This is a genomic window from Vibrio sp. Isolate33 (assembly GCF_022397895.1).
Lineage (GTDB): Bacteria > Pseudomonadota > Gammaproteobacteria > Enterobacterales > Vibrionaceae > Vibrio > Vibrio pomeroyi.
This window is the reverse complement of sequence record NZ_JAKEUP010000013.1, coordinates 122,206-134,440: the sequence shown is the minus strand read 5'-3', so window position 1 is coordinate 134,440 and position 12,235 is coordinate 122,206. Positions and strand designations below refer to the sequence as shown.

9 protein-coding genes are annotated in these 12,235 nt (G+C 45.6%); 8 read left to right on the top strand and 1 reads right to left on the bottom strand.

What is annotated here, in order from left to right; translation table 11 throughout:
* The first annotated feature begins 29 nt into the window (after nucleotides 1–29).
* The 3 genes from L1D37_RS17425 (at nucleotide 30) to hldE (ending at nucleotide 5,898) form a co-directional block, all read left to right on the top strand.
* The gene (locus L1D37_RS17425; protein WP_239848592.1) at nucleotides 30–1,286 is read left to right on the top strand and encodes a methyl-accepting chemotaxis protein; all 1,257 of its coding nucleotides are present in this window, start codon (nucleotides 30–32) and stop codon (nucleotides 1,284–1,286) included.
* A 211-nt stretch (nucleotides 1,287–1,497) separates the two neighbouring features.
* Entirely contained in the window at nucleotides 1,498–4,347 is a 2,850-nt protein-coding gene (gene glnE, locus L1D37_RS17420; protein WP_239848591.1) for a bifunctional [glutamate--ammonia ligase]-adenylyl-L-tyrosine phosphorylase/[glutamate--ammonia-ligase] adenylyltransferase, read from the top strand.
* A gap of 120 nt (nucleotides 4,348–4,467) precedes the next feature.
* Nucleotides 4,468–5,898: a bifunctional D-glycero-beta-D-manno-heptose-7-phosphate kinase/D-glycero-beta-D-manno-heptose 1-phosphate adenylyltransferase HldE gene (hldE, locus tag L1D37_RS17415; protein ID WP_176680887.1), complete on the top strand. Its 1,431-nt coding sequence runs from the start codon at nucleotides 4,468–4,470 to the stop codon at nucleotides 5,896–5,898.
* A 98-nt stretch (nucleotides 5,899–5,996) separates the two neighbouring features.
* On the opposite strand, the gene tolC is transcribed toward hldE, so the two are convergent.
* A complete protein-coding gene (gene tolC, locus L1D37_RS17410) occupies nucleotides 5,997–7,322 on the bottom strand; it encodes an outer membrane channel protein TolC (RefSeq protein ID WP_176680888.1) in 1,326 nt (441 codons plus the stop codon).
* Nucleotides 7,323–7,549: 227 nt separating this feature from the next.
* Between tolC and nudF the strand changes: the two genes are divergently transcribed.
* From nudF to parE, 5 genes are all read left to right on the top strand, one after another.
* Nucleotides 7,550–8,179, top strand: a complete 630-nt coding sequence (nudF, locus tag L1D37_RS17405; RefSeq protein ID WP_239848590.1) for an ADP-ribose diphosphatase — start codon at nucleotides 7,550–7,552, stop codon at nucleotides 8,177–8,179.
* Between the two features lie 4 nt (nucleotides 8,180–8,183).
* Nucleotides 8,184–8,624 (top strand): DUF1249 family protein, encoded by a 441-nt coding sequence (locus L1D37_RS17400; RefSeq protein ID WP_008222561.1) that lies wholly within the window; start codon nucleotides 8,184–8,186, stop codon nucleotides 8,622–8,624.
* 58 nt (nucleotides 8,625–8,682) lie between these two features.
* Nucleotides 8,683–9,507, top strand: coding sequence for a 3',5'-cyclic-AMP phosphodiesterase (gene cpdA, locus L1D37_RS17395; RefSeq protein ID WP_239848589.1), 825 nt, complete (start codon nucleotides 8,683–8,685; stop codon nucleotides 9,505–9,507).
* Complete coding sequence (yqiA, locus tag L1D37_RS17390; RefSeq protein ID WP_239848588.1) at nucleotides 9,507–10,112, top strand: esterase YqiA; 606 nt, start codon at nucleotides 9,507–9,509, stop codon at nucleotides 10,110–10,112. The genes cpdA and yqiA overlap by 1 nt, the downstream gene beginning before the upstream one ends.
* A 239-nt stretch (nucleotides 10,113–10,351) precedes the next feature.
* Nucleotides 10,352–12,232 carry a DNA topoisomerase IV subunit B gene (gene parE, locus L1D37_RS17385; protein WP_017629367.1) on the top strand — a complete coding sequence of 627 codons (1,881 nt, stop codon included), beginning with the start codon at nucleotides 10,352–10,354 and terminating at the stop codon, nucleotides 12,230–12,232.
* Nucleotides 12,233–12,235 lie beyond the last annotated feature (3 nt).

Genomic DNA, 12,235 nt, shown 5'->3' with positions numbered 1-12,235 from the left:
AATATATAAGAGTTAATGGAGAACTGACAATGACTAAACTGTCATTCAAGCCGTGGGAAAGGGTAATCTCTGACGTTCGTCTCGTTCCAAAAATGGTCATGCTGATGATATTCAGCACTATCTTGATCATTTCGAAGCAACTGTGGGACGCGAGCACGTTTTACGATTCATTGCTTGCAGTAACGAACAATGCGCAAGTTGCACAGCAGCATTACGAGACTTACCTAGTTCAAGTGGTTTGGCAAACAGCCTTGATGATCATTGTGTTTGTGGTTCTTCTATTAGCAGCGGCGCGAGTGATGCTGCGCCAAACTCAATACCTAAATGATGCAATCAAAACCATGGCAGACAAGAACCTGTCAGTGCCAATTCACATGGATTGTAAAGATGAATACGGCGACGTAGCACGCGAGCTTGAGAAAACACGAGTTCAACTGCATGACATGGTTAAAGCTCAGGTGGCATCCTCAGATGAACTGTTTGCTTTGACAGAAGTGATGACCATCAGCATGTCTGAAACCAAAGAGTCGGCTCAAGAAGAGTTCAATGAGATCGACCAACTGGCAACGGCAATGAGTGAGATGACCTCTACGGTTCAAACGGTTGCTGAACATGCACAAAGTGCTTCTTCTCTAACGGAGCAGGCATCAGGCCAAGCATTGACGGGGCAGAAATTCGTTCAGGGCTCTGTGTCTAAGATGAGTGAACTGTCTTCAGATATCGCAGCATCAGCGGCAGCGGTAAACCAAGTTGAAGAGCGCGTTGATTCAATCGGCAGCGTAGTGGGTACTATCCAAGGTATTTCAGAACAAACCAACTTACTGGCACTAAACGCAGCGATTGAAGCGGCGCGTGCTGGTGAAGCGGGTCGTGGTTTTGCGGTTGTTGCTGATGAGGTTCGTAACCTTGCACAACGTACGCAACAAGCGACGGTAGAAATTCAAGACATGATCAGCCACCTACAAACTAGTGCGAACTCTGCGGTAGAGCTGATGGAAAAGAGTGTTGTGGAAGCGGCTGAAGGTGTGGATCTGGTGACCAATGCGGGTTCTGAACTGGATGGTATCGTAAGCCAAGTAAACCAAATCAATGACATGAATTTCCAAATCGCAACCGCTGCAGGCCAACAGAGCAGTGTTGCTGAAGAGATGAGTGTGAACCTAACCAATGTTCGTGAGCTTGTTGAAGCCTCTGTCGTCGTGGTTGGTGAGCTGCTTGAGACCTCTCAACTAATGGAAAGCAACGCGCAAGAACTCGACGGTAAGATTAAGCAATTTAAAGTATAGCTTTGCGCTCTAAATCCTTGTTGCTAGAGCTTGTTTTCTAGAGAGAAAGGTCTAACTCGATAAGTTAACCGATAAAACGCCCACATTGCTAATGTGGGCGTTTTTTATTGGCCCAACTTTGGTATAACTTATCTTTAGTTTTAAAACTCGCTATTGAAGACTAGAACCGATAACCCAAACGTTCGTCGCGCAGCTTATACAAGGAAGAAACATGCCATTGCCTTCTCAACTCGTTACTCACTCACAGTCTGCTTTTGAGCAATTGCTAGAACATCAAAGTGAAGCCATTAATACTTGGTCTGAGCCACTTATTGAAGATCTCAAACGTGTATTAGGCTTGAGTTGTTTTGTGGGTGATTGTTTACAACGCGACACGATCTTATCTACGACCTTGCCTGAGATGTTGGCATGCGAAGAACGTGCAGAAGGGTATCGTGGACGATTGGCTGAATTACTTTCTGGTTGTGCTGATGAGATGAGCGGCCAACGAGTGCTGCGCCAATTCCGTAACCGAGAAATGACCTATATTGCGTGGCGTGACTTCATGGGGTCTTGGGAGTTAGAGGAAAGCTTGAATCATCTATCGATGCTGGCTGAGGCGATGATCTTCGAGACCTATCAATGGCAGTACGATATTTGTTGTAAAGAATGGGGCACACCTTGTAATGAACAAGGCGAAGCGCAGCCGATGCTTATTATTGGCATGGGCAAACTAGGTGGTGGTGAGCTGAATTTCTCTTCTGATATCGACCTGATTTTTACTTACCCTGAAAATGGCGAGACGCAAGGTGCAAGACGCAGCATTGCCAATGCACAATTCTTCACGCGTTTAGGGCAACGTATTATCAAGGCGCTCGATCAGCAAACCTTTGACGGGTTCTGTTATCGTGTCGACATGCGCCTGCGTCCATTCGGAGAGAGTGGACCATTGGTAATGAGCTATGCAGCACTGGAAGATTACTACCAAGAGCAGGGGCGTGATTGGGAGCGCTATGCCATGGTTAAAGCGCGAGTGATGGGTAGCGAAATGTACCCTGAATATCAAGAGCTTCGCCAGATGCTGCGCCCGTTTGTTTTCCGTCGTTATATTGATTTCAGTGCGATTCAATCTTTGCGTCGTATGAAGTCTATGATCAGCAGCGAAGTACGCCGTCGTGGCTTATCAAACAACATCAAGCTGGGGTCTGGTGGTATTCGTGAAGTTGAGTTTATCGCGCAAGTCTTCCAATTGATTCGTGGTGGGCGTGAACCAAGCCTTCGTGGCCGAGGGTTGCTGGAAACCCTAACGGCTATCGAGTCACTGCATTTATTAGAAACAGAAGAGGTAGGTCACCTACGTGATGCTTACCTATTTTTACGTCGCCTTGAAAATCTACTGCAAGCAATGGCCGACAAACAAACTCAAACCCTGCCTGATGGGGAGTTCGAACAACTGCAACTTGCGGTCGCGATGCAGTTTTCTGATTGGGATAGTTTGATTATTGCAACTCGCGCTCACATGGCTAATGTACACACAGTGTTTGAAGACCTGATTGGGGTTGATGAAGAAGACGCCAACCCTATTGCGAGTCACTTTAGTGAGTTGTGGGATATGGCGCATAAGCCGGACGTTATTGAACATGTATTAGAGCATGATATTGCTATCGCCAACCCACCAGAGGCGGCGAAAACGATCATCCAGTTTAAAGCGGACTTGGCGAAGAAGACTCTAGGCCCACGAGGACGCGAAGTTCTCAATCGATTGATGCCAAAAGTCTTCCAAGCTTTGTATACCGCCAAAGATGCAGAGTTTGGCTTATCTCGAGTGCTTCATCTACTACATAAAATCGTTACACGTACCACTTACCTAGAGCTACTGGACGAACACCCTGCCGCGCTGACTCAGCTTGTGCGTTTATGTACCGCTAGTCCGATGATCTCGGAGCAGCTTGGTCGCTATCCAATTCTGTTAGATGAACTTATCGACCCTCAGCAGCTCTATAATCCAGTGCCTTTGGAGTCTTATAAGACGGAACTGCGTGATTATCTTGCTCGTATTCCGGAAGACGATATGGAACAGCAGATGGAAGGTTTACGTCAGTTCAAACAGACTTGTATTTTGAGAATCGCTGCCGCTGATATTGCGGGAGTACTGCCTGTGATGAAGGTCAGCGATCACCTTACTTACTTGGCCGAAGCGATTGTTGAGGCGGGTGTTAACCAAGCTTGGCTGCAGGTGTCGGCTAAATTCGGTGAACCGACTTATGTGAAAGATCGCGAAGGACGCGGTTTTGCGGTTGTTGGTTACGGCAAGGTCGGTGGTTGGGAGCTTGGCTACAACTCAGACCTAGACATTGTGTTTATGCACGACTGTCCGGTACATATCTATACTGATGGTAAGAAAGAGATCGATGGACGCCAATTTTACCTGAGATTGGCTCAGCGCATTATTCATATATTCTCGACCAGAACAGCTTCTGGGATTTTGTATGAAGTCGATACTCGTCTGCGTCCTTCGGGTGCTTCAGGTTTGTTGGTTAGCCCGACCGATGCCTTTGATGAGTACCAGCACAATGACGCGTGGACATGGGAGCATCAAGCACTGACTCGTGCTCGCATGATTTATGGAGATGACCTGTTGGCGTCTGCGTTCAACAAGACACGTCATGATGTGTTGTGTTTGGAGCGCGATGAAGCCACGCTTAAAAAGTCTGTTGTGGATATGCGTGAAAAAATGCGCGGTCATCTTGGTGGTAAAAAAGCAGATAGATTCATGCTGAAACAAGATGCGGGTGGTATTACCGATGTTGAGTTCTTGGCTCAATACTTAGTACTGCGATACAGCAATGAAAAGCCAAAACTGACTCGTTGGTGTGACAATGTACGAATCTTTGAAAGCCTGTTGTCACAAGGAATCATGGACGAGCAACAAGGCATGGCATTGACCAACGCCTATACAACGCTAAGGGATGAAATCCATCATCGCAATCTACTCAACCTAGATGCGGATGTGGCGATTGATAAGTTTAAAATGGAAAGAGAACATGTAGTTCAAGCTTGGAAGCAGTGGATGGAAGCATAAGTTGTCTTTTGCTTATCTATCACAGTACCTATCGAGATAGGTTTTACCCATTTTTATATGGTTTAGCCACTGTAATCAGTGTGCTAGACTCTAGCCAGATTCGATTTTTGGAGTTCAACAATGAAACCAATTCTACCTGACTACAGCCAATCAGGTGTTCTTATTGTCGGTGACGTCATGCTTGATCGTTACTGGTATGGTCCAACTGGCCGTATTTCGCCAGAAGCACCTGTACCCGTTGTAAAAGTAGAAAATAACGAAGAGCGCCCTGGTGGTGCTGCCAACGTTGCAATGAACATTGCCTCTCTTGGTGGTCATGCTCATGTTGTTGGTTTAACTGGTAAAGATGAACCAGCCGAGGTGTTAAAAAATACCTTAGGTGCACTTAAGGTTAAGTGTGATTTCGTTGAGCTAGAAGATTACCCAACGATCACTAAGCTACGAGTGATGAGCCGTGGTCAACAGTTGATCCGTCTTGATTTTGAAGACAAATTTGAAAACACCGACCCTGAATTGGTTTTATCTCGCATGGAACAAGCGCTTCCTAATGTTCGCTCTGTAATCCTGTCTGATTACGCGAAAGGTGCATTGGAGCATGTGCAGAGCTTTATTCAAAAAGCGCGCGCGGCCAACGTTCCTGTATTTATCGATCCGAAAGGTGCTGATTTAGAACGTTATCGTGGTGCGACTCTGCTTACGCCAAACATGGCAGAGTTCGAGCTGGTAGCTGGTAAGGTTAAATCTGAAGAAGACCTTATCGAGAAAGGCATCGCTTTGATTGAGAAGTATGACTTCGAAGCTTTGTTAGTGACTCGTAGTGAGCATGGTATGACGTTACTACGTAAAGGTCAGGCACCATTCCATTTGCCGACTCAAGCGAAAGAAGTGTATGACGTGACGGGTGCTGGTGATACGGTTATCTCTGTCCTTGCTGCTTCTGTTGCCGCTGGTAAGCCACTGGATGAAGCGTGTGCATTAGCGAATGCGGCGGCTGGTGTGGTCGTTGGTAAGCTGGGTACATCGACCCTGTCTACGATTGAATTAGCGGAAGCGATTCACGGTAGCCAAGATACAGACTATGGCGTGATCTCTGAAGCGGCACTGGTCGAAGCGGTGAAGCGTGCTCGTGCTAAAGGCGAGAAAGTGGTGATGACTAACGGCTGTTTTGATATTTTGCATGCTGGCCATGTTTCTTACATGAACCACGCTGCTGAATTAGGCGATCGTTTAATCGTTGCTGTGAATACTGATGATTCAGTGAAACGTTTAAAAGGCCCTGGTCGCCCTGTAAATCCTACCGATCGTCGTATGGCGGTCCTGGCTGGCTTAGGCGCAGTTGATTGGGTTGTTCCGTTTTCTGAAGATACGCCTCAACGTTTGATCTCTGAAGTGCTACCAAGCATCTTAGTGAAAGGTGGCGATTACAAACCTGAAGAGATTGCTGGTGGTGCGGAAGTGATTGCTGCTGGCGGTGAAGTGAAAGTGCTTAACTTTGAAGACGGTTGCTCGACTACTGAAATCATTAAAGCGATCAAAGGCGGTCGAGGTTAACCTTCGGTCTTTTAGCTTCTATGCTCGCTTTTGAATAGATAATAAAAATGCCGCTCAATGAGCGGCATTTTTATAACTGTAACTTTAGTAACTAAGAATTACTTACTTGCTACTTTTAGACCTGCGTTTACATCAACAATGTCTTGTTCACTTAGCGTACCAACCGCTTGGCGAAGCTGAAGCACACTTAGGATGTAGTTGTAACGAGCATCTGAAAGGTTTTTGTTCGCATCGTATAGACGACGAGTCGAATCAAGTACGTCAACAATAGTACGAGTACCAACATCAAAACCAGCTTCTGTTGCTTCTAGAGCAGACTGAGCAGACACTACAGATTGTTCATAAGCGCGTAGAGCACCAATCGAAGCACTGATGTTGTTGTTGAATGCACGTACGTCTTTCACAACGCTACGGTAAGTCGCTTCTAGATCTTCACTTGCTGCAACGTAGTTGTATTCAGCCTGTTTAGTCAAAGAAGTTGTGTTACCACCCGTGTATAGAGGCACAACTAAGTTCAAGCCAATGTTTAGGTTGTCTTGGTCGTAATCTTGGGTGCTGTTTGATTGATCTGAAAGAGCGTAGCTACCATCTAGTGTTAAGCTTGGTAGGTGACCAGAGCTTGCTAGAGAGATGTTGTCTTTTGCTACGTCTTGAGAGATACGTGCAGCCAATAAGCTCAGGTTCTTTTGTTCTGCTTGTTCAACAAGCGCAACGGCAGACTCAGAAGATTTGCTTGCTGAGAAACGATCAGTATCTAGGATGCTTAGGTTAGAGTGTTCCTGACCTGTAATCTCACGAAGCCCTTCGTAGCTATTCGTTAGGTCGTTCTCTGCAAGAACTTCATCAGCCAAAACGGCATCGTACTGAGCTTGCGCATCATGTACATCGGTGATTGCTGAAAGACCTACTTCAAAACGCTGTTTAGTTTGCTCTAGTTGACGAGCAACTGCTGCTTTCTCTGCACGAACAAACTCTAGGTTATCTTGAGCGCGAAGTACTTCGAAATATGCTGTCGCAACACGAAGAATCAAGGCTTGTTGTTCTGCCGCGTAAGCTGAATCAGATTGACGAGCGGTTTTCTCTGCCGTATCTAGTGTGATCCATGAAGAGCGCTGATAAAGCTCTTGGCTGAAGCCGATAGCAGCTCCCCAAGTGTTGTTATCAATGCTTGAATTACCAACACCTGATGTATCTCGATCACCACGATTAATGTCGTAGTTTGCTGTTAGATTAATTTGTGGTAGCAAATCACTACGGCTTGACGTTACTGCTTCAAAAGCGGCATCGCGCTGCGCTGCTGAACGAAGAAGTTGTGGATCGTTCTGTTTTGCTTGGTCGTAAACTTCAGCTAGCGTATCAGCAAAAGCTGACGAACTCAGGCTGCCAATTGCTGCACTGATAAATAGTGGAAGCAGTTTTTTCATTTTCCTATTCCTGCCTTTTATGGAATTTTCTTTAAAAGAGTTTAACCCAGTTTGGTGGTAATTTACTCGAAACTTTGCACTTTTTTACAGTTAACTGTCCACTTGTGCAATATTTATTTTTTAAAACTTAACTTTAATTATAAATTTTATATAAAAAGTTGAACCTTATCCTTGGTAGTTAACTCGGACAATGAGTAAACTATAAAGATCACTTAGTGAGGTACCAAATGCAACAGTATGACAATCAACGACATGAGTTTACTCCGCAAGATGTGGAAATAGTCTCAAAAGAGACGCTGTTTCGTGGTTTTTTCAAAATGGTTAAGTACACATTTAAACATAGACTGTTTGAGGGAGGCTGGAGCCAACCAATACAGCGTGAGATGTTTGAGCGTGGTCATGCTGCCGCTTTGCTACCTTATGATCCTGTGCGTGATGAAGTTGTGATCGTCGAACAGATTCGTGTTGGTGCTTTAGAGCATGAGAATCCATGGCAATACGAAATTGTTGCCGGGATCATTGATACCGAAGAATCACCGCAAGACGTTGCCCGTCGTGAGGCGATGGAAGAAGCGGGAGTCGAAGTCGGATCTGTGTTGCCTATTACTTCGTATTACCCTTCATCTGGTGGTTGCTCAGAAAAGCTCGACGTTTTTGTTGGCTGTGTTGATGCAACGACTGCGAAAGGGGTGCACGGATTGGATTACGAAGGTGAAGACATTCGTGTGCAAGTGATGAGTCGTGAAGCCGCTTATCAGTTAGTAAAAGACGGTGTGTTCGAAAATGGAGCCACGATCATTGCGCTACAGTGGCTACAATTGAACTACCAAGAATTACAGTCAGAGTGGATAGATTAACGTCATGCCAAATATAGCGGTCAAAAAACCGTATCATGTTGATCTTGCTGAATTGATGCGAGTTTACGAGACTAACTATGCCAAACTTAACGCTTTGTTACCGGTTGGGCATGAGGTTGGTGACGTGCGCTGTTACCAAGCCGTTAATATGGTGTATCAATTGACAGTGAATGAGGTCACAAAATACACCACATTAATAGATATATGTCAGAGTGACGCGATGCCAGTGTTTCCTTTGCCAAAAATGTCTGTCAGGCTATATCACGACGCTCGAGTTGCAGAAGTGTGCGCTAGCGGGGATTTTTCGCGTGTCAAAGCGAAATATGACTATCCCAACACTAAGCTTCTGCAAAAGGACGAGAAATTTCAATTGAATAAATTTCTTGGGGAATGGTTAACGTTTTGTTTAAAAACTGGTATCAGCCGAACCCCAATTGCCTTTTAATTGAGCCTATTTAAGAACACTTTAAAGTCTAAACAGTAACGTATCTGGATTTGTTATTTTGGAATTATCACACACTTCAAAATTTGATGAGAGCAGTATTAAGCTTGTGCAGCTAACGGACACGCATTTATTTGCGCCGAGCAATGGCAGCTTATTAAGCATCAACACTCAAGATAGCTTTCGTGCTGTAGTCGATGGCATTGTTAGTCAGGACTTTGACTACCAAGCGATCTTAGCGACGGGTGATATCTCGCAAGATCACAGTGCTGAGTCTTACCAGAAATTTGAATCAGGGATTCAGCCTTTAGAAAAGCCTTGTTACTGGCTTCCGGGCAACCATGACTTCAAGCCGAATATGGGTAGCGTTTTACCATCACCACAAATTCAATGCGTTGAGCATGTCTTGCTAGGTGATAACTGGCAAATGGTGATGTTGGATTCCCAAGTCGTGGGTGTGCCTCACGGGCGACTGAGTGATCAGCAACTTGATCTACTCGAGCAGAAACTATCAGAATTCCCAGAACGCAACACCTTAGTTCTCTTGCACCATCATCCGCTTTTGGTTGGCAGTGCATGGTTGGATCAACACAATCTTAAAGATGCTGACCAGTTTTGGGATGTGGTTCAACAACACACCAATGTGAAAGCCGTGTTGTGTGGTCATGTTCACCAAGACATGAATCGAGACCATCATGGTGTACAAGTCATGGCAACACCGTCGACTTGTGTTCAATTCAAACCTAACTCGAATGACTTTGCGGTGGATACTTTGTCTCCGGGTTGGCGAGAGATTGAATTGCATCAAGATGGCACGGTGACCACGCAAGTTCGCCGTTTACCTCATGGGCAATTCCTACCTGACTTTGCTGCAGGCGGTTATTAATGGCTGGCACCGATAAACAAACAGTTAAGCCATCACTGCTTCTTTATATTCACGGATTTAACAGCTCATCACGTTCCCACAAGGCGACGGTGATGGCTGATTACTGTGCAGAGCATCGCGCTGATATCAAGGTGATTACACCTCAACTGCCGAGTTTTCCTCAGCAAGCGGCACTTCATTTGCAAACGCTGGTGGAGCAATATAAAGATCAGTACCAGATCGCATTAGTCGGCAGCTCGTTGGGGGGCTACCTTTCAACATGGCTTAATAGTCACTATGGTTTTAAAGCGGTTGTGGTTAACCCTGCAGTGAAGCCTTATGAGTTGTTGGCTGACTATTTAGGTGAACAAGTAAACCCATACACAGATGAACGATATGTACTGGAAACAAAGCATATTGATGAATTGAAGGCGTTAGATGTGCCGGCTATCGAAAAGCCGAGCGACTTCTGGCTGCTTCAGCAAACGGAAGACGAAGTTCTGGATTACCGACAAGCGGTAGAGAAGTACCAAGGTGCAACACAGACAGTAGAAGAGGGTGGGGATCATAGCTTTGTTGATTTTGAACGCTACCCACAGCAAATCATCACCTTTCTAAATCTTTAATCTGTTCCACCAATCGAGTGATTTTCTCTTGTTTGCCTGTTATTTCATCTATCAATGGTGAAATATCATAGTTTGATGTCTTAGTTTTTGAACTAGCTTGACATCATTACTCAGCTTCCAGACTATATTCCCCAATACTTCGCTCGTTCGCTCTACTATGACGGTTCATAGTAATGATTCTGCTTTAGTGAAACTAGAGCCAGCGAACTGACGCAAACTTTTTGAGTAAACTCCGTATTATGACTGAACAATATAATGCAAAAGACCTCGAGGTACTTGAAGGTCTCGATCCTGTGCGACACCGCCCGGGAATGTATACCGAGACAGAAAGACCTAACCACCTTGCCCAAGAAGTCATTGATAACTCGGTCGATGAAGCACTAGCGGGACACGCTAAGAAGATCAAAGTTGTGCTTCATGCAGACCAATCGCTAGAAGTTACCGATGACGGCCGTGGTATGCCCGTTGATATCCACCCTGAAAAAGGGATCTCAGGTGTTGAGCTAATCTTAACTAAGCTCCACTCTGGCGGTAAATTCTCAAACAACAACTACAAGTTCTCTGGTGGTTTGCACGGGGTAGGTATCTCGGTTGTAAACGCACTATCAAAACGTGTTGAAGTGACCGTTCGCCGAGAAGGTCAGGTTCACGAGATCGCACTTGAAGGTGGTCATGCCGTAACAGAGCTGACTGTAACAGGCACTTGTGGCCATCGTAACAGCGGTACATCAGTACATTTCTGGCCTGATCCAAAATACTTCGACAGTCCTAAATTTTCGACACTTCGCCTTATCAACAACCTACGAGCAAAAGCAGTACTTTGCCCAGGTTTAGAAATCACCTTTGTCGACAAAGTTGGCGGTGAAGAGCATAAATGGTTCTATGAAGATGGTCTAAAAGACTACCTTGCTGAAGGCGTGAAAGGTTATACCCTGCTACCAGAAGAACCTTATGTGGGTGAATTCGTTGCTGAAACGGAAATGGCTAACTGGGCTATTATCTGGCAACCAGAAGGCGGTGATATGATCACCGAGAGTTACGTGAACTTAGTACCGACCAAGCAAGGTGGTACACACGTAAACGGTCTTCGCCAAGGTCTGCTTGATGCAATGCGTGAGTTCTGTGAATTCCGTAACCTATTACCACGTGGCGTAAAGCTAACGGGTGATGACATCTTCGATCGTTGTTCATACGTGTTGTCTGTGAAGATGCAAGACCCTCAGTTTGCTGGCCAAACAAAAGAGCGTTTATCTTCTCGTCAAACCGCAGCGTTTGTTTCTGGTGTGGTAAAAGATGCGTTCAGCCTTTGGTTGAATGAAAAGCCGCAATTGGCAGAGCAACTGGCTGAAGCATGTATTGCTAATGCTCACCGCCGTATGCGCGCGAGCAAAAAGGTTGTGCGTAAGAAAATCGCATCAGGCCCAGCACTGCCGGGGAAACTAACTGACTGTTCGGTTCAAGATTTAAGCCGCACCGAAATCTTCTTCGTGGAAGGGGACTCGGCGGGTGGTTCTGCTAAACAAGCTCGCGATCGTGAGTTCCAAGCAGTCATGCCACTGCGCGGTAAGATCTTAAATACATGGGAAGTGTCAGCAGACCAAGTTTTGGCTTCACAAGAAGTGCACGATATCTCTGTTGCTTTGGGCATTGACCCAGACAACGACGATTTATCAGGCCTGCGTTACGGTAAGATCTGTATCCTTGCCGATGCGGACTCGGATGGTCTTCACATCGCAACACTTCTATGTGCGCTATTCACTCGTCACTTCAGCGCATTAGTTGAAGCGGGTCATATCTATGTAGCAATGCCGCCACTGTATCGTATCGACTGTGGTAAAGAGGTGTTCTACGCATTGGATGACGATGAAAAAGATGGCGTGCTTGAGCGTTTGTCTAAGAAGAAATCCAAAATCAACGTACAACGATTCAAAGGTCTGGGTGAGATGAACCCACTTCAGTTGCGTGAAACCACCATGGATCCAAACACTCGTCGTCTTGTTCAATTAACCATTGATGACAACGAAGCGACTCTTGAGATGATGGACATGCTGCTAGGTAAAAAGCGCGCTGATGATCGCCGCACATGGCTACAGACTAACGGTGATATGGCCGAGGTATAATGG